Consider the following 23,904-nt stretch of genomic DNA (forward strand, 5'->3'; position numbering starts at 1 on the left):
GATTTAAAACTATTTTAAAATAATAAATTATGGCATTATGACTTTCTATTTATGCTCAATTGATAAGAACAGAACTTACGAAAAAAACCAAGGTCCAGGCAAAAAATGTTTGTAATGAGGGAGTTTAGATAGACTAAATGACCGCATTGAAAACATTTTTAACGAAGAGATTGGAGTTTTTTGTAATTCTTAAAAAAAATATAATGCGAACAAAGGGTTAGTACGCCAAGGAATTCATGGAGAACTATATGAGTAAAAAAGCGATAGCAATAAGTATCGTGATCGCACTTTTTTTCATCACAGCAATTTGGTTTGCGTACAGCTTTGTTAAACAGGAAGAAAATCAAAATTGGCTTACTCTTTACGGAAATATTGATATACGTGACGTTTCATTATCCTTTCGTGTCTCGGGGCGTATCCTGTCTATGGACGTTGATGAAGGTGCTCATGTTAAGAAGGGGCAAGTACTCGCCAGGCTTGATAAAGACACTTTTATAGCCAATCTGGAAATGGCGAAAGCCCAATTGGAACAAGCCATTGCCAGTCAAAAAAATGCAAGCAGAACTTATAAAAGACGTGAGCAATTAGTTGATGACGGGGCTGTTTCAAAAGCCCTTTTTGATGATGCCGTTGCGATGAAAGACTCGAGTAGTGCCGAAGTTTCTGTGGCTAAAGCGAATCTTGAGAAAGCTCAAATATCATTGAACGATACGGAAATTCATGCCCCGACTCACGGGACGATACTGACCAGAATTCAGGAGCCAGGGGCTATTGTGAATGTCGCGGAACCAGTTTATACCCTGGCTATTGATAATCCGGTATGGGTAAGGACTTATATTGATGAACCTTTTTTAGGTAGAATTTATCCTGGACAGGATGCTTTGGTTTACACGGATTCCAATCCGGAAAAGCCCTACAAAGGTCATATTGGCTTTATTTCCCCGCAGGCAGAATTCACACCAAAAATTGTTGAAACCACTCAATTGAGAACGGATCTTGTCTATCGTATAAGAGTCGTTATTGATCAACCGGATAATGGATTAAGGCAAGGAATGCCTGTTACTGTGAAAATCCATTTAAAAGCGAATTCATAGTAATGAATAGTTCAAAACCACTAGTCAGTATTAACGGAGTCAGCAAATGTTTTCCTGGAAACACTGATCCGGCATTAGATAATGTTTCTGCAACAATTTTTGAAGGGCAAATCACGGGTTTAGTTGGACCGGATGGGGCTGGGAAATCAACTCTTATGCGTCTTATATGCAGCCTGATGATGCCTACGCAAGGAACAATTACAGTAGATAGTCTCAATACCCGGACTGACTCGGAAAAAATTCATGCGATTACTGGCTATATGCCACAAAAATTTGGTTTGTATGAAGATTTGACCATTATAGAAAACTTGAGGCTCTATGCTGAACTTAGAAATCTGCATGGCGAGAAACGTGAAGAGCAATTTAGAACATTACTTAAATTTACAGCACTGGAGCCTTTTCAGAAACGTCTGGCTGGTAATCTCTCAGGGGGAATGAAGCAAAAATTGGGGCTGGCTTGTGCCTTAATGGGTGAGCCTAAGCTGTTGTTACTTGATGAGCCGAGTGTTGGCGTTGACCCAATATCCAGAAGGGAGTTGTGGACTATGGTTCAGGGGCTGCTTGGAAGGGGTATGGGCGTTGTTTGGTCAACTGCTTATCTTGATGAAGCTGAAAAGTGTGACCAAATTCTTTTACTCAATGCCGGCAAACCAATATACCATGGAAAACCGGGAGATTTTTTGCAAAAAACCAAAGACCGGACTTTTCTAATTTGCGGTGTCTCCTTGCTAAATCGTCGCCAAGCTCTGATGAATGCCCTTAATACCCCTGAGGTCATTGATGGTGTCATCCAGGGTAAGAATATTCGTATTGTCATTAGTGATAAAAAAATAAAGCCAACTTTGGATGGTATAACTCGGGAACCCGGAGTTCATTTTCAAGAAGTTGAATCGCGTTTTGAAGATGCTTTTATTGACAGTCTGAAAACTAAAATAAGTGGTCGCTCTTTGTTAGCCGAGCATATTACTGAAAAACCTCATAGTGACAAGCCTATCATCGAGGCTCGCAAGTTAACCAAACGTTTTGGCAGTTTTACTGCCGTTTCGAATAATGAATTTACAATCAAACGCGGTGAAATTTTTGGTTTATTAGGCCCTAACGGAGCCGGTAAATCAACCACATTTAAAATGATGTGTGGTTTATTGCAACCCACACAAGGACAAGCATTTGTAATGGGACTCGATCTAAAGACTTCATCCTCTGAAGCAAGAAGCCGTATTGGGTATATGGCTCAGAAATTTTCACTATACAGTCATTTGGATGCCTTGCAGAACATGCGCTTTTTTTCTGGTCTCTATGGGTTATCCGGAAAAAGGCAGGAAGCACAGATCAACAGCATGATTGAAATTTTTGATCTTAAAAAGCACTTAAAGCAAAATTCGGGTGATCTTCCATTAGGATTTAAACAACGTCTCGCTCTGGCTTGTGCCGTAATGCATGAGCCTGATGTGTTATTTCTTGATGAGCCGACTTCGGGGGTTGATCCATTGACCCGACGTGAGTTTTGGACACATATTAATGGTATGGTGAATAAAGGTGTGACGGTGATGGTAACCACTCATTTTATGGATGAAGCGGAATATTGCGATCGTATCGCTCTTATTTACAGGGGGAAAAATATTGCCACAGGAACACCTGATGACTTAAAGGATAAAGTACGTAACTCCACATTACCCAATCCCACTTTAGAAGACGCGTTTATCGAGTTAATCCGATTGGATGAGTTGAGTGAGCCGGTACATTAACACAGGGAGAATAGTGGTTGAATATTCGCTATCTAAAGGCTTTGGTCATTAAGGAAACTCTGCAAATTATCCGTGATCCAAGTACTATATTAATTGCCTTTGTATTGCCTTTAATTTTGCTTTTTATTTTCGGTTATGGTGTTAACCTGGACACTGATCAAGTCAAGTTTGGCCTGGCTTTAGAGAGTTATGATTCGTCGACTGTCAGTCTCTCTCAATCTTTTAGCAGTTCCCGATTTTTGGATGTATCCATTTCAACCAACAGACAAGAATTTCGTTATGGCTTGGTTAATGGGATAATTCGTGGTTTTATTGATATCCCTCAACGGTTTACTGCCAATAGCCTGAGTGGAAATCCCAAGCCAACTCTGCAAACTATAGTTGATGGCTCTTATCCGCAGGTTGCAGGTTTTGCAGAAAATTATGCGCTTGGCGCTTTGCAAACTTGGATTAGCTCTCAGGCTTATGAACATGGCCAACTAACGGTTAAGTCTGGTATTAATCTGGAGCCGAGATATTGGTACAACCAGGAGCTGAAAAGCAGGAATTTTCTTATTCCTGGCTCAATAGTTATTGTTATGACTTTGATTGGAACATTGCTCACCTCATTGGTCATAGCTCGTGAGTGGGAAAGAGGAACGATGGAAGCGATGATGGCAACGCCAATCTCTATTGTTGACATCATCTTGGGAAAATTAATCCCCTATTTTGTGTTAGGGATGGGCTCCATGTTTTTATGTACTATTATTGCAACATTGTATTATGGGGTGCCTTTCCAAGGCACTCTTTTGGCATTGACATTAGTTTCCGCTGTTTTTTTAGTTGCTGCTTTGGGACAGGGATTATTAATTTCCACCCTTGCAAAAGATCAGTTTGTGGCTTCGCAATTGGCTTTAATGTCTGCGTTTTTGCCTTCATTTATTCTTTCCGGGTTTATTTTTGAAATCAATTCGATGCCAAAATGGATACAATTACTCACTCATTTGTTTGCAGCACGTTATTTTGTGACAAGTCTGCAAACCTTGTTTTTAACGGGTAACATTTGGTCTCTTTTGATTCGTTGCCTTTTTGCGATTGCACTGATTGGATTTGCATTCTTTTTTATTACCGCGCATAAAACCAGAAAAAGGCTTGATTAATGGCAAAATTATCTCCAACAACAAGAATTTTTGCTCTTGTCATTAAAGAAATATTGACTTTATTCAAAGATCCCAAGGGGCGAATTGTATTGATAGCTCCTCCTCTCCTCCAGTTATTGATTTTTTCTTTTGCAGCGACGATGGAAATCAAAAATATTTCTATAGGCATTTTAAATCAGGATTCTGGAAAGCATGGTTATGAAGTGATTCAACGCTTTATAGGCTCACCAACTTTTTCAAAGGTGTTTTTTATTCAAAAACAATCCGATATCAAACCTATCATTGATAACCAGGAAGCAATGGTTGTAATGACCATCCCTCAAGATTTTTCTCGTAAAATCGAGTCGCATTCACAAGCGAATATTCAGTTAATTTTGGATGGCCGACGTTCCAACGCAACGCAAATTGTAAATGGTTATATAAGCAGTATTATTGAAAATTATGATCAGGAAATTCAAAAAACGAGTGGTTCAATCATGACCCCTCCGGTTATGGTGACTCGTAGTTGGTTTAACGAAAATTTACTTTATCTTTGGTTTACCGTTCCTTCATTAATTTGCATATTATCCATGCTGATTTCTCTTGTGGTTACCGCTTTATCGGTAGCCAGAGAAAGAGAATTGGGAACTTTTGATCAATTATTAGTGTCACCTCTTACCCCCTATGAAATTCTTATCGGCAAGACTATTCCTGCCATTATTATTGGGCTGGCAGAAGGTTTTTTGATGTGGATTGCTGCGGTTTGGCTATTTGCTGTTCCTTTTTATGGTTCTCCGTTACTGATGATTTATATTTTGTTTATTTTTATTATGTCAACGGTGGGTGTTGGCTTATTCATTTCTTCTATGTGTAAAACCCAGCAGCAAGCTATTTTGGGCGTATTTATCTACATGGTGCCTGTTGTGACGCTTTCCGGTTACGCTTCGCCAGTTGAAAACATGCCAGAGTGGCTTCAGGATTTAACATGGTTTAATCCATTAAAATTCACCTTAATTGCAGTAATTGGCATTTTTTTAAAAGGTATGTCGGCTTTAGAGGTTTTTATCACAACGTGGCCACTTCTATTGGTAGGGGCTGTTACATTATTTATTGCGGGCTGGTTTTTTAAACAGCGTATGGAGTAAGAAACAGTATGGACAGAAAATTAGTGCTACTATTCAGTATTTCTTTTTTATTTGGCTGTACTGTCGGCCCTAATTATCAACGCCCCGACATCAAAATTCAGGAAAAATGGCCAACAAGCAAAGTAGAGAAAAAAATTTCCAGTAGTGCCCCTGTTCATTTAACCTGGTGGAAGGCATTTCATGATCCATTGCTTGATCGATACATTAGCGAGGCAGCTACTAATAACCTTGATATCAAAGCAGCAGAAGCTCGTATCCGCCAAGCCCGCGCAATCAAACAAATTTCCCTTGCCAATTTTTATCCGCAGATCAATGGATCAGCAAGTGCTAATTCCTTGCAAATCAGTAAGGGTACGTTGGAGGGGATTTTTGCAAACTCTCCAACATATACTCTAATTGATAGAAATCAATGGATATATAATTTGGGTTTTGATGCACAATGGGAGTTGGATTTATTTGGTAAAACAAGAAGAAAAGTTGAAGCAAGCAAAGCAAGCCTAGAAGAGGCTTATGAATCACGCCGTACCATTTTGCTATCTACGATAGCCGAGATCGCAAGAAGTTATATAGAATTGAGAGGCGCACAACAGTTGTATGGTATTGCGCAAAAAAATGTGGAATTGCAAAGAAAAACGTTGGCTCTTGTCCGCCAACGCTATAAAGCAGGTGTTAGCGGCGAAGTCGATGTTTCTTTGGCCGAAGGCCAGTTAAAAAATACAGAATCTGTTTTACCCAATTATATTACCCAAATACAGGTAAATGCTTATCAAATTGCCGTTATGCTGGGTAAAGATCCGCAAACAATTCTCAAAGATATTGCAAAAATTCAATCTTTACCCAAACCACCGCAAAAAGTACCTATGGGATTACGTTCAGATATTCTGCGCCAACGCCCAGACATAAGAGCAACAGAGAGGCAATTGGCGTCTGCCGTAGCTGAAATTGGTGTGGCAGTTGCTGATTTTTTCCCGCAATTTAATCTTTCTGTTTCCAATCTTGCTTTTCAGAGCACTTCTGTTGATACGTTATTTCAATCCAGCAGTGGATTTTGGCTCATGGGTCCACAAGTCAGTTTACCCATATTTCATGGTGGCCAGATTAGAGCTAATGTTGAGAGTAAGAAGGCGGTTGCTCAGCAAGCAGCAATACAATACAAAAAAATAATCCTCCAGGCATTGCAAGAGGCTCAAAGTGCTCTTGTCCGCTATAGCCAATCGCTCGATACAAACCATAGCTTACGCGCTGCCATTATTGCTAACAAGCGAGCCGTGCAATTTGCCAAGAAACGATTTCAATACGGTGAGGATGATTATTTATCACTACTGCAATCAGAGGCTGCTCTTCTGAATGCCGAGACTCAAGAAGTTAATTCGGAGGTTTCTTCATTGACTGCGTTGATTAGTCTATATAAAGCGCTTGGCGGAGGTTGGGAAAACTTTGAGGCTTAAACATCCGCGCATGCTACCATGAAAATATCTCTTACAAAGGTGTTAGAAACCGATTCATATCAGGCTGTTGGTTTAAACGGTACTGATAAACAATATAAAAGGCCATTACATTTTTTAGATAATTTCGTGTTTCTTGCCAGGGAAGTGTTTCAATCCAGATATCTATTTCTTTGGGTGGGTGATTTTTAAGCCAATAGACTACTTGTCTGGGACCGGCGTTGTAAGCGGCGGCAACAAGAACCGGGTGGTTGCTGAAGCGCTTGGTTAAGTGCTGTAAATAAGCAATCCCTATATTGATATTCTTTTGAGATAAAAACAATTGTTTATGATCCGAATACGGTATTTTGCTGGTTTTGGAAACAGCGCTGGCTGTTTGTGGCATGACTTGCATTAGCCCTTTAGCCCCAGCAAAGGATGTTACATCTTCTCTAAAACCACTTTCCTGACGAATAATGGCATATACAAGCTCAGGCGGGATGGCGTATTTTGACGCATATACTTTTATTGTGTCTTTGTAGGCCAATGGAAATCTTAATACTAATTGATTATTGAGTGTGTCATTATTGCTTAAGTAAACTGATTTTCCGTGCCACTTTAGTTCGGTTGCTATCCAATAGACCAGAGCACTTGCTTCTTCTTTGGGTAATTCACTAATGAAGTCATTTAATAACCTTGATGCTTGCAGTAGCTGTTTGGAGTTGTAAAAATTTTTAACTTGCTCTATGACAGGTTGATAGGGTTTGAGAATCTCTGTGTTGGTTGTTGGTTTTTCATTGTCAAAGCTGGGCCTTTTTTTCAGGCGTTTGCTGGCTAGAAAACCATAATAATGTCTGTTTTTAGCTAGTGGCTCATAAATTTTAATCGCCTCTGCTTTTTTCCTTTGTTCTTCCAGGGAGCGGGCCAACCAATATTGCCAGCAAGGCATCTCTTTATTTGGTGAGTTGTTAATTAATTTCTCAACTTGTTTCCAGTTTTTATTTTTCAGAGCAAAGCGGATTTGCCAGTCGACTAATACATCGGTGTAGTACTCAGGTTTGATTTTGGCAAACCATTCCTGAGCATCGGCATGATTTCTCATGGCCTTGTATAATGCCAAATGTGCAAGAAAATCTTGTTTTTGTCGCTCATTTAACATGACGTTGGTTTTTTTCTCTTGCCATAATTTCACGGCTTTATCCATGTTAATGGATACTAATCTTTTTAATCCATAAAGATAGAAATAATCGTTCAATTTGCCAGGATTCAACTTGGAAATATTGGAAGGATTCTCATATACACTGGTTAAGTTTTTTATTTCTGTGTCGTGAGGTGTTTTGTATTGTTTTAACAGGTAACGAGCGAGGAGAACATTACGTTTGTCTAGTGCAAGTGTTATGCGTTGCGTAATGAATTTCTGATCAAAATTATCCTGTTTTAACAATAAAGCAAATAGGGTATTGCATGCTTGTGGTCTGGATTCTCCTGTTAACCAGATTGGAATAGAGCCTGCAATAGCCTCCTTGTATAATCCTAAATTAAATTTGGCAATTTGTGCAAAGCATCTGAGGTTTATGTCGTTTGTGGGTTGATAATACTTATTATAATTTGCCCAATCCTTTATCCTGGCCAGTTCATATAGCCATTTATCTCGTAATTTATTAGCAAGCGGCGTGCTTTCTTTTACAAATTCCAAAAATTCTGGTGAAGGATTAATGGGCAGGTGTTCATACCATGCGAGATAGCGATTAAATCTGTCCATGTAGGCTTGTCCAGATAAAGCAAACAAGTTGAAAGAACAGAGAAGCCCACATAAAAAAATTAATAATCTTTTCATAATTCCTCTTAATAAGGCTTGAGGGCAATTATTTGGCACTTTTAAATGCTTGCTAATTGTTCACGCATACGTTTAATGGTTTCACTATAATTACTGCTATTGAATATAGCAGAACCTGCAACAAATTGGTTAGCTCCGGCATGTGCTAATGAAGCAATATTCTGGGGGGTGACTCCACCATCAACACATAGATCGAGATTTGGGTGCTGTTGCCGAATTTTAGAGAGCTTGGGTATAACCTCCCGGATAAGTTTTTGACCGCCAAATCCTGGGTTAACTGTCATGACCAAAACAAATTTTAGATTATGGGCACACCAGGTTAATGTGTCGATTGGCGTAGCTGGGTTGAGCACTAAACCCGCTTCACATCCAAGGTTATTGATTAACTGCAAACTCCTGTCTAAATGAATAGTAGCATCTGGATGAATACTGATACGTTTCGCACCTGCTTTGGCAAATGCTTCGATTAGAGTATCAACCGGGGTAGTCATCAAATGGACATCAATCGGCAAATTTGGAAATTTTTTGATTAAAGCGTCACAGAAAGCGGGGCCAAAAGTCAGGTTGGGTACATAATGGTTATCCATGACATCAAAATGAATAAAATCAGCGCCGGCTTTCATAACGGCATCTACTTCCTCTCCTAAACGGGTCATGTCCGCTGACAGTAAAGAGGGTAAAATTTGGAATGTCATGATTTAGTAATTCAACGGTTTGCTTTTACATATAATAAGCTGACTTTGGTAAACATTCCAGCATTACGATTTGGATTCATATCGAGTTTTATTGATTTAATCCTGAATTTAGACTGGAGCAAATCAAGATAACAAAATTCCATCCTCTCTGATTCGTTAGAGAGAGGATGGTATAGAATGCTTGATGTTTCGAGCTATGGAGTTTAAAGATTCAATTAATTGTCTAATTTCAAATAAAATCGTCTGATTAAATAATCAATTGATAATTTCCCTGGCCCGGTACATAAAAGCATTAAAATCATGATTCCCCATTGCATGTGATCGTTAAGACCAACGGCACCATCCGGTGTCCATAGGAATTGATAAGAGAAAACAGCAAATAAGTTAAATAGAAAAAGTCCAAATAAAACGAGCCTGGATCCAAGCCCTAATGTAATCAATACAGGAAAGCCCAGTTCACAAGCTGTTCCCAGATACGCGGCAAAGGTAGGCGACATAACGGGAACCATGTATTCGTTTTGGAATAAAGAAAGAGTAGCCTGCCAATTACTGATTTTGGTTAAGCCAGATAGAAAAAAAACCTGGGCAAGATAAAGGCGGGTTAAAAGGATAAAAATTGGGGCAAGTAAATCAAAAATTTTATCAGCCAGCAGATAGGTTTTTGCTATAAGTGCTTTCATATAGCCTCCAGTGAAAAATGATTAATCCATTGATAACGAAGGGCCTTGGTTAGAGTGTCACCAATTTTTTCCTCGCTAATCCATTTACTTAATTCTGTTACCACTTTTTGCCATGGTGTCTGGTTTCCAGAGGATAAGAGTTCCAGAAAAATATATTCCTCCTCAATAATTAGCATAATACAAGGTAAATCATTATGCTGATAAATAACAACTTTTTCAGGACAACCTGATATTTGTATTTGTTTATCCTGCTGAAAATAGTTCATAGCCCAAATTTGGTAAATAGGATACTCAGAACAGAGAATTTTTAAATTGGGCGTCAGATGAAAACATAAAGATTGAAAGCTAATCTCATCTATGCCCGAAAAAGACTCAAAATCAAAAGGTTTAACAGGGGAAAGAAGCTTTAAGGTGTGCCAGTGCCATTCAATAGCGCATAACTGCTGCAAATAAGGCAGCTCTTTAGCAGGTTCAAAATTCGCAATAAATTGAGGAAGGCTATCTCCGTACTGATTAATGTCATATTGAGTGGATTCGCAATTATTGATATAGCGATGCAATAAGGCGTACCAGAAGTTTTCCCCGACCAAACGCATACAGAGAGGAAAAGTTGATTTCAAATGATTAAATAAAGTAGCATGGTGGCTTTCCATGTAGACACTAATACCATCAAAATTGGATCGAGCGAGCCTGTTTTTTAAGGGGCTTGCTAGTGCCTCCTCTTTGAATTGTGCTATCCATTCCTTTTGAATTGTTTCAAGCAGAGTATTACGCATAATGATTCATACTCCTTTCTGCCACACGCTTTATTATGGTTTTTGCTTTACACATTTCGTCATACAGGAGTGAAAAATCTGGCAAGTCATTATCCCACTCGATAACTGTTGGCGTGTTTATAAAGAGATTTTGAGCCTTTTCATAAAGTTGCCAAACGTCTTGGTATACTTTATCACTATGACTATCCAGCAAATATCCCTCTTGTTTTGAAAATCCCCCAAGATGCATCTGCCATACGTTTTTGGTCTTCATCGAATGAAGATACTTATCCGGGTCATCACCATGATTATACCAATTCACGTATAAATTATTGATATCCAATAAGATACCACAACCTGTAGTAGTGCTTAACTCATTGAGAAACTCGGCTTCAGATAATGTATTTTGTCGATAAGTGACGTACCTTGATACGTTCTCGTACATTATTGGCTGGTTTAGGTATTCCTGAATGCGGTTTGTTTTTTCAATAATGAATGAGAGCGTTTCTTCAGTATAGGGAAACGGTATCAATTCATGGGTAAAAAATTGATTGGCATGGGTCCAGCATAAATGATCTGATATTAGCTTGGAGTTTAAACAATGAGCCAAATCTTTTATTTGCTGCAAATATTGATAATCAGGTTCAGAGGATGTAGCGATAGATAAGCCAACGCTGTGTAAACTCACTGGATAAAATTCTGCAATCTTGAGCAATTGTTTAAATTGAACTCCTGATTGTTTCATGTAGTTATCAGCCAGGACTTCAAAATAATCAACTGTGGGCTGTTCCTTTAAAATATCGTCGATGTGTTCAAGCCGCAATCCAATGCCTGAACATCCAGAATAAGGCGCGGCTTGATCGATAGAATGATTTGAATACATTCTAATTAGCTTTTAACTGTGCCGTTAACCAGCTTTTCACAAGTACCTTTGGGCAGATAAATCCAGTCAGTTGTTGAACCATCTGTTTTAGATTGGCCAGCACAGGCATGTTGAGCTGTACCACAATCATTTTTTCCAGCTTTGGCCACGCCTTGGCATTTTTCCATATCATTTGGAGTATCTGCATTAGCAGGTATGGTAGCCATTGAAAGTCCAGCAGCCATCACGGCAGCCATTGTTATTTTAGAAATATTATTCATGATACCTATCCTTTGTTATATGTGATTAATCCATATGTTATTTAATAAACCCCTTGCCTAACCGGGCTCTTTCATTGTATTCCTGCATGCAAACACAGCTCCTCAAAATGCTTGTTTCTTGCTCTAAAAAATTAATCAGGTTAGGCAAGAGGTCTAATAAAATAACGTAGTTAGTATAGTACCATTTTTCGATTTGTGACAGGACATCAACTTATTTCTCAAAGATGGAAAAATATTTAACATGGTTTGTTTTTATTCCAAATAGGATAGAAAACATTTCTTGCATCTTTGCCTTATACTTAATAAATCACAGCAAAAGGAACAGGAGTATTGTATCATGGCAAAGGATATCAAAATAATTAATCTTGCTTTACAAGGAGGTGGTGCTCATGGTGCCCTTGCCTGGGGTATTATTGACAGACTTCTTGAAGATGGTCGTATTAATTTTGATGCCATTTCTGCAACGAGTGCTGGTGCTATGAATGCTGCCGTACTTGCCTATGGATTTGCAACCGGCGGAAAGGAGGGGGCTCGAGAAGCTCTGCATCAATTTTGGAAAATGGTGAGCGATGCCGGGCAGATATACAATCCACTTAAAAAAACTCCTTTGGAAGAACTATTGGGCATAGGGATTGAAAATTCAATGTCCTTTTTTATATTTGATTTGATGACCAAAATTCTTTCCCCCTATCAATTTAATCCCTTAAACTTTAACCCACTTAAGGAAATATTAGAGAAAATTGTTGATTTTGAAAAAATTAAATCCTGTAAAAGCATTAAAATATTTATCTCAGCTACTAATGTTCGCACAGGTAAAATTAATGTATTTGATAATAAGAAAATTTCTGCTGATGCGGTTATGGCCTCTGCTTGCCTGCCTTTCATGTTTCAGGCAGTGAATATTGGCGAGGATTATTTTTGGGATGGTGGTTATATGGGGAATCCAGCTATTTTCCCTCTGATTTATAATTCCGAGTGCAGGGATATTTTAATTCTTCATATCAATCCTATTTATCGAGAGCATGTCCCGGATACTGCAGCCGAAATTCTAAATCGAGTGAATGAGATCAGTTTTAATTCTTCATTAATGCGGGAAATGCGGGCAATCGCTTTTGTTACCAAATTGATAGACAGTGGTTGGATTAAGGATGAATACAAAAACAATCTCAGGAAACTTTATTTACATGCCATTCGCGCAGATGTATCAATGGAATCCGCCTCAGTAGCCAGTAAGCTTAACCCCGAGTGGTCTTTTATTAGTCATCTTTATGAAGAGGGGCGCAAAAAGGGAGAAGAATGGTTGAAGAGTAATTTTAAACATCTTGGAAAAGTGACCACTATTGATCTGGATGAATATTTATAATTTTATTATCAGAATGATAGTCCACAACATAATTTGAAATTTACAGCTATAATTAAATCCAAAGTTATTAGAAATACAAAGATATTTTAACAACTTTATTGAAAGGGATTTTGATATGCAGCAAGAAGATCAGGCACAGATACCTCAAAACAGTCGTTCGTTTTCAAGAAACACCGCGAGGTGTTTTGACACTTTTATGGACACTGTTGACTTTCTTGGCCGGATTGGATGGCCTGTTATTGATTTGGCATTTCGAATATGGATAGCCCAGCAATTATTAGTTTCCGCAATACTTCTAACAAACCACTGGGATACTGCTGTTTATCTAGCTAAAAATGAATATCCGGTTCCATGGCTATCACCTGAATGGGAAGCTTTGTTAGGCATATTGGCGCAGTTTGTAGGGGGGATTTCCCTGCTTTTGGGTTTGTTTACCCGATGCGGAGCGGCAGTTATTGTTGGATTCGCTGTCATGACTCAAGTCTATTACCAGCCTATCGATCTTAATTTGCTTTGGATTGCATTAATGTTGGGTTATGTGTTGCGAGGCCCTGGTCCATTTTCTCTTGATAATTTATTTGAGCATGGGTTTAGTCGCAGCCCTTTGCCGTTTGCCATGTTGATTGTGACATTTGTAGATAGGACAAGAGAGTTTTTTTCAAGTTTGTATTTATTTTCTTTACGTATGTGGTTAATGATTTCACTTTTACTCATCAATCAACACATACAACTGATTTCTTCTGATGCGCTGCCGCTATTGATGCCATGGTTGCCATTAAATTCAGCTTCTATCGTTTTTAACAATGTTTCACTATTCATGGCTATTTTTTTGGGACTTGGTTTAGCGACTCGAGTTGTTGCAATTTTTGGATTAATAGCTGTTCTTTTGAGTTTTACGCCCGGAGTAGCCGGTTTTTATTTATACTGGATGGTGGTGATGGCTATTTTATTTATTTCAGGTCCAGGGATCTTGTCATTGGATCATTTGATCTTTCATGCTTTGAAGAAACATTATCCTCAGCTTTCTGGAAAACCGGCATTTAGCCTGGATGGTTTGCCCCGAGTAGTTATTATAGGCGCAGGTTTTGGGGGGATTGCTTGTGCAAAGGCGCTACGTCATATGCCAGTCAAGATTACTTTGATTGATAGACACAATTATCATCTTTTTCAACCTTTTTTATACCAGATTGCTACTGGAAGTTTATCGCCAGCCGATATTGCAATTTCGATTCGCTCTATATTTTTGGAACAATTTAATGCGGAAATATTATTGGGTAATGTAACAGATATTAATAAAGAGGAACGCCTTGTCATAGCTGATAATTTCACAATTCCATATGATTATCTGGTCATCGCTACAGGAGCAACGCACAGTTATTTTGGAAAGGACAGTTGGGCCCCCTATGCTCCCGGGTTAAAAACAATTAACGATGGAACTTCTGTTCGTAGCCGTATAATAAAGTCGTTTGAACTGGCCGAGATCGCTGAAAGTGATGAAGAACGCAAGCAATTTTTAAATTTTGTGATTGTAGGTGCCGGGCCTACTGGAGTGGAACTTGCAGGAGCCATAGCAGAACTGGCTCGATTTGGGATAGTAAAGGAGTTTCGTCATTTTGACCCAGCATCAGCAAATATTATTCTGGTTCAGGCAGCACCGCGGATTTTGCCTACCTTTTCAGAACAAATATCGCAAAAAGCGCAACGCTATTTGGAAAGCATGGGGGTTAAAGTTTTAGTGAATAGTATGGTTGAGCAAATTGATAGCGATGGTGTGATTATTAATAAGGAAAGAATTTATTCAAAATCAGTTTTTTGGGCAGCAGGTGTTGCTGCTTCCCCTGCATCAAAATGGCTTCAGCTCGAAGCTGATCCGGCCGGTCGCGTGAAAGTGAATGATGATCTCACCGTAGCCGGTTATTCTAATATTTTTGTTATTGGGGATACGGCTGCTTCGAATGCCTGGAATGGTAAGCCAGTGCCTGGTATTGCCCCTGCTGCAAAACAAGGTGGTGCCTATGTAGCTAAAGTCATATCGAAAAGAGTTTATAATAACAATTCAAGATATAAACCATTTAAATACATTCATTACGGTAGTTTGGCTACAGTGGGTCGTAAAGCGGCTGTTGCAGAATTTGATCGTTTTAAAATCAGTGGGGAATTAGCGTGGTGGTTTTGGGGAGGTGTCCATGTCTTTTTCCTGGTTGGCTCTCGAAATCGTTTAAGTGTCATTTTAAATTGGCTTTGGTCTTATTACACTTTTCGTGCCAACAATTTGCTGATTACCGATGATTCATTGAACAAAAAAAATAAATCTGGGACGAGTGAGGTTTAGGTCTCATTGAAGATAATAGGGAAATACAAAGGGAGTGATTAATGGACAAGAATCTTTCAGCAAACTCTTTACAAGGCGTTATCGATAATGAATTTAATATGCCAGCTCCACGTTGGCTAAATACTTACCCGGCTGGCCCATATCGATTTATTAATCGTGAATTTTTTATTATTGCTTATGAAACCGATCCAGATCTTTTGCAAGCTATTTTACCTCCTGATATGGAGTTATTGGAGCCGGTAGTCAAATTTGAATTTATACGCATGCCTGATTCAACAGGATTTGGTGATTATACCGAGTCAGGGCAAGTGGTTCCGGTGAGATATAAAGGAGAAGAGGGCGGATTCACCATTTCAATGTTTCTCGATTGCCATGCCCCTATTGCTGGTGGCCGAGAAATTTGGGGTTTCCCAAAGAAGCTAGCCAAACCCAAATTGTTTGTTGAAGAGGACACGCTCATTGGCATTCTCAAATATGGAAGTATTGATATTGCCATCGCAACTATGGGATATAAACATCGTCCGCTGGACGCGGAAAAGGTATTGGAATCCGTTAAAAAGCCTGTATTTTTACTTAAAAACATTCCTAATGTAGATGGAACTCCTTTAGTGAATCAGTTGACCAAAACCTATTTGACTGATATTACAGTGAAAGGAGCATGGACCGGGCCAGGTAGCTTGGAGCTTCATCCTCATGCACTGGCTCCTATCTCTAATCTTTATATTAATAAAATTGTATCCGTTTCACATTTTATTACTGATTTGACTTTACCGTATGGCGAAGTGGTAGCAGATTATTTGGCCTAGAATAAAAAGCGATTCCTAAAATAGTGGAAAGTCATATGAATAAACGTCCGATACAAAACACGGCCGTCATAGCAGCTGCTTTGGGAGCTGCTCTTGCTTCTATATATACCTATACAGATTGGCTTTCATCAGATGAAATCACGGTAAAAAGAGAGCGTTGCTATAATGTGGCGAGAGCGGGCAAAAATGATTGCGCTACTTCCCAGCATTCTTGTGCTGCGCAATCAACGGCCGATCGTGACCCTGAAGCATTTATCATGTTACCTAAAGGGTTATGCGAACGCATAGTGGGGGGAAGGAGTGGATAGTTACTCTAAGTTACCGCTTCGCATCAGGAAAGAGATAGAAGCCCAACAATACACTGGTGAACTATTGGTTGCCGGTGTGCAGTTGGGTGTCATTGTATTATTAAGCATTATCAATATATTTTCTTCAGCTGGCTATTCGCCTGGTGCGCCGGTGCAGTCTTCATCTCTAGGCTTATGGCTATTTGCTATTTTGATATTACTAAGGCTGTGGTTTGTCTATACTAATCAATTAAATCCAGTATTCTTGGGATTTTTTATCGTTGCCGAAATGGCTTTGTTATTATTTATTATTTGGACTTATTATTTGCAGTTCGAAACCACACCTACCATTAATCTTAAAAATCCGCATATTAACTATGTTTATGTTTTAATTGCTTTGCGTGCGCTTCGATTTGAACCAGTATGGGTAATTCTCTCTGGCTTCACTGCGGCTCTTGGCTGGGGAATTATTGCCTGGCAAACTTTATCCAGTTCAGGTATGAATGTTATTACATGGGATTATGTGACATTCGCATCAACTCGGAGTGTCTATTTGGGAGCTGTATTTGATGTCATATTGTCCGTTTTACTGGTTACTACCATCATTGCCCTGGTGTTGATGCGAGCGAAACACACTCTGTTTCAAGCAGTGGAACAAACTAGCGCTGCAAAAGATTTATCACGGTTTTTTGATACAAGTGTGGTCGAAAAGATAACAACATCTGAAAAGTCATTACAAGCTGGATATGGTGAGCTTCGTCAGGCTGCAATTATGTTTATTGATATGCGAGGATTTACCAAAGCATCGGTGAAACTGTCTCCCAGTGAATTAATCGGACTGTTAGCGGAATACCAACGTTTACTGGTTCCGATTATTCAAAAGAATAATGGCAGCATTGATAAGTTCATGGGAGATGGTATTTTGGCAAGTTTTGGCGCTGTGACCCCTTCCAATACTTATGCGGCAGATGCATTAAGGACTGTGGATGAAATTGTCGCATCGGTAGACGTATGGAGTGAAAATCGCCGTAAAGAAGAACAGATAGTGGTTGGTGTAGGAATTGGTCTTGCTTCAGGTGAAGTGGTTGTTGGTGTCATTGGTTATGAAAATCGTTTGGAATATACCGTAATTGGGGAAGCTGCCAATTTGGCTGCGAAGCTTGAAAAACATAATAAAGAAGAAAAGACCCAAGCTTTGACCACCCGGGATACATTTCTAGAAGCGATGAAGCAAGGTTATGAGAACAAGATACCTAAAAAGGAATTGAATGCAAGAAATGTAGGTGGTGTGGGAGAAGCATTGGATTTAGTGGTTTTGGCAAAATAACGTGCTCTTATCATCACTGTCATTCAGGACAGTTGTTAGTGTGGCTCATATGATAATTGGAATTAATAAAACAATCTTCTAATAGTTCATTCCTTAGTAAAAATTGTAATGCAGTGAGCAAATCAAAATCAGGGTTATTTTCCAGAACATTTTCGTAGGCGCTCCCTAGTGAGATTCCTGCTTTTATATGGCATAAGAATTGAAACAAGTCTTCAATAATCCAATGAGTAATTATTTGATCATTTTGACGAGATATCACTACGTAACTTGGTATTTGTTGAAAATCAATGGAATCTGTTTCCTGGGGATTTTCTATCAGGTCAAAAATACTTTTTAAGTAATAAGAGGATGAGTATAAAAACACGGAAGGATTAAATAGCAAAATTAATTTTTCTACTCGCTCATTTAAGTGGTTTTGCAGTATTCTGGGATAAAAAACAGGATAATCCCGCGAGCAATAGCTTAAATGCTTTAACCATTCTATTTCTGCGATATCTTTCAAATAAAGAAGATGGCTAACGGTTGGATTATTTTTTAAAAACAGAGGAAATTTTTCGCCCCAATCATCCAAACAATTAGTTGTTGGCAAATTATTTTTATCCTGGATAAAGTGTAATGCCAAACCATCCGCACATCCTTTGCCAACCAATTTCCAAATGGCTGGAAAAGTAATTTCGAGTGAATGACGCAGATTCTGCAAAATGGTATTACGATAAATGTCGAAACGGAATTCATTAGTAATTTCGTTAGGGCAAAAGTACTCAAAAATGGCAGTATCTTGTTGATTGAATAACGTGTTTAGAAAAGATTCCTGTATTTGTTTAATTGTAGGCATAACAGGTAGATTTCCTGGCTTCATTTAATAAAATATCTAACGAGGGGATTTCTGTATCCCATTCTAACAACGTGGGAACAAGACCTGTATAATTTATTGCATATCGATACAAATCCCATACCTCGGGACACACATAATTATTATGTGTGTCTATCTGCAAGAAATTCGTATTGTCCTGATAGACAATGGAATGGCCGGCCAAATGAATTTCTTGTACTGCTTCATGCGGGATTCTTTGGATATATTGATAAGGATCTTGTTTGTTATTAGAACAGGAAACATAGATATTATTTATATCCAATAAGAGCCTGGCTTCAGTACTCTTGATTATTTCTGCTAAAAAATCGGGCTCTGAATACGATGAAGTCTGATATTCCAAATAAGAAGAGGGGTTTTCTATTAATAAGGTTCTCTTTAAATAATTTTGTACTTTATCAATATTATTGCTAATAATAGTTAAACTTTCCTCGTTATAGGGAATAGGTAATAAATCGGGTAAATAGGTGTTTCCGATGGTGCTCCAGGATAAATGATCAGAGAGCAAAGCTGGTTGAAAGCGGTCAATGAGAGTTTTAATGCGATTTAAATGCGCTATACAGACTCCCTCAGCAGACCCTAAAGATAGCCCGATTCCATGAAAGCTCAGTGGATAATGTTGGCTTATAGAATCTAGAAGCTCTAGTAAAGGCCCACCCTCGGCTAAGAAATTTTCTGTATGTACTTCCAGCCAATCAATATCAGGCTTTTCCTCTAATATTTGGGCATAATGTGGCGCTCTTAGGCCAATACCTGTCATAGCACCATTTATGATTTTATGCATGATATTTTTTTATCCGATTTGAAGTTGTATTGAGCGAGTAAAAAACTATGCCAAAGATTTAATGATATATTAATGTACTCTTGAGAAGTTTCGAACGCAATGGTCTTGGAGAAAGCTATTTTCAATGGGTATTTTAAACCATTAATGTTTTTAATTCAGTGTAAAAATTAACCGCAATATTGAGTATTTAATCACTTTATGAGATAATATTTATTTATTTCACAACTTGCAATTTTGAAAATTGCCTCCATGTTGTAGAAGTAACAACAGTCTTACTCATGTTTTTAGGGAGTGTCTTATGAGTCAAAATTGGCCTACCAGAGATAAAGATTTGCAAACGGCGCGAGTCATAATGGAAGAGTATGCTAATGAACGTGATAGTGATTCATTAGGTCTTTTTGAGATTGTCGTTGATCAAAATGAAAAACGCATGAATTTCCGTTTATCTGGTTGGGTAGTTATTTTGGCAAAACATTTTACTTCTTTATATGGAGTTAGTCAGGGTGATTACGTTACCAGGCAGGTGATTAGTCGCTGCATTACTCAAGGTCAAACTCTGCATTAAAAGCTAGAGATGAGCCATTCAATTGGAATGGCCGTATTGGGTTTATATTGAAAGAAAATAATCCTTCGAAATGCCCACATAGTCATCTATGCTTTGCTTTTTCATGATTATTTTCATCCAACCTGGACTCAGATCCAACCCTTACAGGATAGTTAAATATCAGGGTGCTGGCTTATTAAGCCTTAAAATAATTATTCAGCTATTGATGAATGACTAAGAGCAATTTTTGTAGCAATTGCCCTAACCATAGCAAGCTTAAAAATTCATCATGTATTTATTGTAAATTTCCTTGTATTTGTCAGAACGCTGGTATTCTACCAAGGCGTCATTTAGAGATTTGAGTAATTGGGAGTTTTCCCGATTGACTGCAATCCCCAAACCATAACCAATCAACATGGGACTGCCAGTCACCAAAAGTCTCCCAGATGAATTGGCTGACCAGTATAAAGCAGCAGGATTATCCATTAGAACAAAATCAATTTCATTTGTACTCAATGCCTCGAGCATTTCTTCAGTTCTGTCAAATTCCACTATGACGGGATCTATTATCCCCATCCTTCTGATTTCCTGGCTAAATACAGTATTTTGTTCCACACCGATTCGTTTACCTTTTAAGAGTATTAAACTAAACGGTTGATGAGTATCGTGTATCTTATTTGTAAGAAACCTGGAGTAACTCAATAAATAGGGCATGCTGAAATTTATCAAATTTGCGCGTTCTGAAGTAATAGACATGGCGCTGATCGCTGCATCAATTTGTTTGTCAATCAGAGCAGGAATTAGTTGTCTGAATCGCATGACTCGAAAATTACATTGGCGTTTCATTATCTTACACAGTTCTGTCATGGTAGCGATATCATAGCCAAAAAGCTCATTATTTGTTCCTTGCATAATAAAGGGAGGGTAAAAGCCTCCTACACCTACTATTAAAGGTATAGGCTCGTTTTGAGCGTGGAGAGGTGAAACTAGAAAAAAGAAAGAAAGCAATAATCCCTGAATAAATTTCATTGGTATCTTCACTAAAATATTATTAGAGTCTTTTATAAGAGTATAACGTCCAATAGGAGTTTTAAAGTATTAAATGTAAAATTAATTGATTAATCCTATGATATGTTTAGGTTTTTATATTAAGAATAGTATATTTTATGTCTCCACAAAGCGATATTGAAACATTGATTTCTACAAAATCCTGGTTAATTGAAAAATACGTTGCTCCTTTGCACCATCCATTGAAAGAAAGTGCCGAAAAGTTGATATTGGTAAGTGACTATGTCTGCAGACAAATTAGATTATTGGTCTCTCTTTTAGAAAGTGATTCCTGCTGTTCCTTATGGTCTCGCGAAAGCTATTTTTATGCCATTCAGCAAATCAGCCTGCAATTATCTCAAGCCCAGTATACGCAGGAATTGCGTCGGTTTCGCCATACCCATTTTTTGCGGTTGTTATTACTTGAAATAGCCGGTTTGGCTTCTACTCAAGAGGTTATGCAATCTTGGTCTGATCTGGCAGACTCTATCATCTTGCATACTTTAAAATATATTGGATTTACCGTGTTGAGTCGTTACGGGGTTCCCAGAAACAGTGAGGGTAGAGAGATTCAATTGTATGCTCTTGCCATGGGGAAACTTGGGGGAAGAGAACTTAATTATTCGTCCGATATTGATTTGATTTTTGCCTTCAATGAAGTTGGCTGCACTGATGGTGAGGAGCAGATTACCAATCAGCATTATTTTAGCAAGATGGTGCAAACTTTTGTTCATTTATTACAGAGTGTGACGCCTGATGGTTTTGTATTTAGAGTGGATTTAAGATTACGACCTAATGGAGATAGTGGTCCATTGGTTTCCAGTTTTGCAGCTATGGAAACCTATTACCAGGAACAGGGACGTGATTGGGAACGTTATGCCATGGTTAAAGCGCGAGTTATTGCTGAGTCTTTGAATGAACCATTTCCATGGTTTGAGCGTTTAATCATCCCGTTTGTTTACAGGAGGTATGTGGACTTTGGAGTGATAGAGTCCTTGCGAGGGATGAAGGCAATGATCGAGCGTGAGGTGCAACTTAACCCCTTATTGAATGATATTAAACGAGGCCGGGGTGGTATTAGGGAAATAGAGTTTATTATTCAGAATGTTCAATTAATTCGCGGAGGCAGATTACCTCAATTGCAAGTTCAAAATGCCATGTTAGCACTGGCTGTGATAAAAAAGGAGAAATTACTACCCAGGTGTGATGCTTTAAAACAAGCGTATCTTTTTTTGAGAAAATTGGAAAATGTTCTACAGAGTTTGAACGATCAACAAACCCATTCTCTACCTGAAGACCAGTTAAAAAAAGCGCAGATAGTTTATGCCATGGGATTCACTGACTGGGAACAATTTTTCAATAAATTACAACAATATCAACGAATTGTTAGTAATTTCTTTCATTCCATTCTTGGCAAGGTTGATGATTATGAAGACGAAAAGAGATTGTTAAACAATCAATTATTTAGCCTTTGGCAAGGTCATGTTGAAAGTAATATGGCAGTGAATTTATTGATTAGTTTAGGGTATGAAAATGCACAACATTGTTACCAAATGCTCCATGCTTTTCGACATGGACCACGGTGCAGAAGATTATCACAGGGCGCTCGCATTCGCCTTGATCGTTTTATGGTTTTATTACTTACAGAATTGACTTACTGCCCTAAAACGGATGAGGTTTTATTACAAGTAATTCATTTGCTTGAAAATATTGTGGGGCGAAGCGCTTACCTGGCTTTACTCACTGAAAACCCCCATGCGCTAAGAGAATTATTATTTTGGTTTGTGAATAGTCCTTTTATTTCTTCCCTGTTTGTTAGCCAACCTTTTTTGTTGGAAATCTTGTTGGAGCAGGAAAAGGATTGGCATCCTGATTCATTATCCCAAATGGAACAGACAATAGTTGAAAAATTAGAGCATACTAATGATGTGGAAGTGCATGAGGAAATCCTGCGTCAGTTTAAATTAACGAATTGGATGGTGGCTGCCAGAGCGGAATTGTATGGATTATGTGACGCTGTGCGCATTGGGAAATTTCTATCTGATGTGGCGCAAGTCATTGTCAGTCAAGTTTTAATTATTGCAAGCAAACAGTTATGTGGCCGTCACCCTGAAATAGCTGAAATTCAATCGCGATTTGCCATTATTGCTTATGGAAAACTGGGCAGTCGAGAGATGAGTTATGCGTCTGATCTCGATTTGGTCTTTTTACATTCTGCCAAACCATCTGAAGAAGCTTTAGTGACCCGATTAACACAAAAAATATTGCATATGCTGACTACTCGTACTCAAATGGGGGTTTTGTATCACGTTGATACTCGTTTAAGACCCTCTGGTGCTGCAGGCTTGTTAGTCAGTCATGTGGATGCTTTTGTTGAGTATCAAAAAACACAAGCTTGGACATGGGAACATCAAGCTTTGTTAAAGGCGAGGATATTATCGGGAAATTCAAAAATCAAAAATCAGTTTTCCCAACTAAAAAAATCAGTCCTGTTGCTAGAGAGAGATAGTAAATTATTGCAAAGGGACGTATTAACCATGCGATCTAAAATCGATCAATTTCAAGAGTCAGATGAAGTAAAGCTAGCTCGGGGCGGATTATTGGATCTGGAATTTTTGGTTCAATTTCTTATATTGAATCTTAGGGATCCCAAATTTTCAAGTTATACCAATACACTAAACCAACTTAAGCATTTGTTTTTATCGAATGTATTAACGAAATCTCAATTCACAACTTTAAAGAAAGCTTATAAGTATTTTCATTATTTGATGCATCAGAAAATTGTGCAGCCAGATGTTATTAATGATGACGAAATGCAAAACGCAGTGTCTTCAGTTTGCAAAGATCTTTATCGGTATTAGATGGTGTTTAGACAGCACTCCCTTGAAAATGAATCCTACAGACTTG

At 38.4% G+C, this 23,904-nt stretch carries 21 protein-coding genes; 12 read left to right on the forward strand and 9 right to left on the reverse strand.

Annotated features, from left to right (window positions below):
• The first annotated feature begins 248 nt into the window (after window positions 1-248).
• Genes OQI99_RS00080 through OQI99_RS00100 form a run of 5 tightly spaced genes read left to right on the forward strand, consistent with a single transcriptional unit; the run spans window position 249 to window position 6,550 of the window.
• On the forward strand, window positions 249-1,094 hold the full coding sequence (locus OQI99_RS00080; protein WP_265730970.1) for an efflux RND transporter periplasmic adaptor subunit: 846 nt from the start codon (window positions 249-251) through the stop codon (window positions 1,092-1,094).
• A 2-nt stretch (window positions 1,095-1,096) separates the two neighbouring features.
• The gene (locus OQI99_RS00085) at window positions 1,097-2,839 is read left to right on the forward strand and encodes an ATP-binding cassette domain-containing protein (protein WP_265730971.1); all 1,743 of its coding nucleotides are present in this window, start codon (window positions 1,097-1,099) and stop codon (window positions 2,837-2,839) included.
• Between the two features lie 17 nt (window positions 2,840-2,856).
• Complete coding sequence (locus OQI99_RS00090) at window positions 2,857-3,978, forward strand: ABC transporter permease (RefSeq protein ID WP_265730972.1); 1,122 nt, start codon at window positions 2,857-2,859, stop codon at window positions 3,976-3,978.
• Window positions 3,978-5,102 carry an ABC transporter permease gene (locus OQI99_RS00095; protein ID WP_265730973.1) on the forward strand — a complete coding sequence of 375 codons (1,125 nt, stop codon included), beginning with the start codon at window positions 3,978-3,980 and terminating at the stop codon, window positions 5,100-5,102. Before OQI99_RS00090 ends, OQI99_RS00095 begins: the two co-directional genes overlap by 1 nt.
• A gap of 8 nt (window positions 5,103-5,110) precedes the next feature.
• Window positions 5,111-6,550, forward strand: coding sequence for an efflux transporter outer membrane subunit (locus OQI99_RS00100; protein ID WP_265730974.1), 1,440 nt, complete (start codon window positions 5,111-5,113; stop codon window positions 6,548-6,550).
• A 31-nt stretch (window positions 6,551-6,581) separates the two neighbouring features.
• On the opposite strand, the gene OQI99_RS00105 is transcribed toward OQI99_RS00100, so the two are convergent.
• From OQI99_RS00105 to OQI99_RS00130, 6 genes are all read right to left on the reverse strand, one after another.
• Window positions 6,582-8,363: a lytic transglycosylase domain-containing protein gene (locus OQI99_RS00105; protein ID WP_265730975.1), complete on the reverse strand. Its 1,782-nt coding sequence runs from the start codon at window positions 8,361-8,363 to the stop codon at window positions 6,582-6,584.
• 41 nt (window positions 8,364-8,404) lie between these two features.
• Window positions 8,405-9,058 (reverse strand): ribulose-phosphate 3-epimerase, encoded by a 654-nt coding sequence (gene rpe, locus OQI99_RS00110; RefSeq protein WP_061513918.1) that lies wholly within the window; start codon window positions 9,056-9,058, stop codon window positions 8,405-8,407.
• A 215-nt stretch (window positions 9,059-9,273) separates the two neighbouring features.
• Window positions 9,274-9,738, reverse strand: coding sequence for a DoxX family protein (locus OQI99_RS00115; RefSeq protein ID WP_061513917.1), 465 nt, complete (start codon window positions 9,736-9,738; stop codon window positions 9,274-9,276).
• Window positions 9,735-10,514: a putative DNA-binding domain-containing protein gene (locus OQI99_RS00120; protein ID WP_265730976.1), complete on the reverse strand. Its 780-nt coding sequence runs from the start codon at window positions 10,512-10,514 to the stop codon at window positions 9,735-9,737. The genes OQI99_RS00115 and OQI99_RS00120 overlap by 4 nt, the downstream gene beginning before the upstream one ends.
• Window positions 10,507-11,376, reverse strand: a complete 870-nt coding sequence (locus OQI99_RS00125; RefSeq protein WP_265730977.1) for a DUF692 domain-containing protein — start codon at window positions 11,374-11,376, stop codon at window positions 10,507-10,509. The genes OQI99_RS00120 and OQI99_RS00125 overlap by 8 nt, the downstream gene beginning before the upstream one ends.
• Window positions 11,377-11,381: 5 nt before the next feature.
• Entirely contained in the window at window positions 11,382-11,636 is a 255-nt protein-coding gene (locus OQI99_RS00130; RefSeq protein ID WP_010946406.1) for a DUF2282 domain-containing protein, read from the reverse strand.
• Between the two features lie 337 nt (window positions 11,637-11,973).
• Between OQI99_RS00130 and OQI99_RS00135 the strand changes: the two genes are divergently transcribed.
• From OQI99_RS00135 to OQI99_RS00155, 5 genes are all read left to right on the forward strand, one after another.
• Window positions 11,974-12,999 carry a patatin-like phospholipase family protein gene (locus tag OQI99_RS00135; protein ID WP_265730978.1) on the forward strand — a complete coding sequence of 342 codons (1,026 nt, stop codon included), beginning with the start codon at window positions 11,974-11,976 and terminating at the stop codon, window positions 12,997-12,999.
• Between the two features lie 115 nt (window positions 13,000-13,114).
• Entirely contained in the window at window positions 13,115-15,331 is a 2,217-nt protein-coding gene (locus OQI99_RS00140; RefSeq protein WP_265730979.1) for an FAD-dependent oxidoreductase, read from the forward strand.
• Between the two features lie 41 nt (window positions 15,332-15,372).
• Window positions 15,373-16,137 carry an acetoacetate decarboxylase gene (locus OQI99_RS00145; RefSeq protein ID WP_265730980.1) on the forward strand — a complete coding sequence of 255 codons (765 nt, stop codon included), beginning with the start codon at window positions 15,373-15,375 and terminating at the stop codon, window positions 16,135-16,137.
• A 35-nt stretch (window positions 16,138-16,172) separates the two neighbouring features.
• On the forward strand, window positions 16,173-16,445 hold the full coding sequence (locus OQI99_RS00150; protein ID WP_011213259.1) for a DUF2282 domain-containing protein: 273 nt from the start codon (window positions 16,173-16,175) through the stop codon (window positions 16,443-16,445).
• Window positions 16,438-17,751, forward strand: a complete 1,314-nt coding sequence (locus OQI99_RS00155; protein ID WP_265730981.1) for an adenylate/guanylate cyclase domain-containing protein — start codon at window positions 16,438-16,440, stop codon at window positions 17,749-17,751. The genes OQI99_RS00150 and OQI99_RS00155 overlap by 8 nt, the downstream gene beginning before the upstream one ends.
• A gap of 19 nt (window positions 17,752-17,770) precedes the next feature.
• Here OQI99_RS00155 and OQI99_RS00160 read toward each other — a convergent pair whose 3' ends face one another.
• The gene (locus tag OQI99_RS00160) at window positions 17,771-18,586 is read right to left on the reverse strand and encodes a DNA-binding domain-containing protein (RefSeq protein WP_265730982.1); all 816 of its coding nucleotides are present in this window, start codon (window positions 18,584-18,586) and stop codon (window positions 17,771-17,773) included.
• Window positions 18,573-19,406 carry a DUF692 domain-containing protein gene (locus OQI99_RS00165; protein ID WP_265730983.1) on the reverse strand — a complete coding sequence of 278 codons (834 nt, stop codon included), beginning with the start codon at window positions 19,404-19,406 and terminating at the stop codon, window positions 18,573-18,575. Before OQI99_RS00165 ends, OQI99_RS00160 begins: the two co-directional genes overlap by 14 nt.
• A gap of 298 nt (window positions 19,407-19,704) precedes the next feature.
• Between OQI99_RS00165 and OQI99_RS00170 the strand changes: the two genes are divergently transcribed.
• On the forward strand, window positions 19,705-19,971 hold the full coding sequence (locus tag OQI99_RS00170; RefSeq protein WP_010946414.1) for a hypothetical protein: 267 nt from the start codon (window positions 19,705-19,707) through the stop codon (window positions 19,969-19,971).
• 255 nt (window positions 19,972-20,226) lie between these two features.
• On the opposite strand, the gene OQI99_RS00175 is transcribed toward OQI99_RS00170, so the two are convergent.
• Window positions 20,227-20,979 (reverse strand): transporter substrate-binding domain-containing protein, encoded by a 753-nt coding sequence (locus OQI99_RS00175; RefSeq protein WP_265730984.1) that lies wholly within the window; start codon window positions 20,977-20,979, stop codon window positions 20,227-20,229.
• 137 nt (window positions 20,980-21,116) lie between these two features.
• On the opposite strand from OQI99_RS00175, the gene glnE reads away from it, so the two are divergent.
• Window positions 21,117-23,858: a bifunctional [glutamate--ammonia ligase]-adenylyl-L-tyrosine phosphorylase/[glutamate--ammonia-ligase] adenylyltransferase gene (gene glnE / locus OQI99_RS00180; RefSeq protein WP_265730985.1), complete on the forward strand. Its 2,742-nt coding sequence runs from the start codon at window positions 21,117-21,119 to the stop codon at window positions 23,856-23,858.
• Window positions 23,859-23,904 lie beyond the last annotated feature (46 nt).

It is taken from the genome of Legionella sp. PATHC039, from assembly GCF_026191275.1.
Classification (GTDB): Bacteria; Pseudomonadota; Gammaproteobacteria; order Legionellales; family Legionellaceae; genus Legionella; species Legionella pneumophila.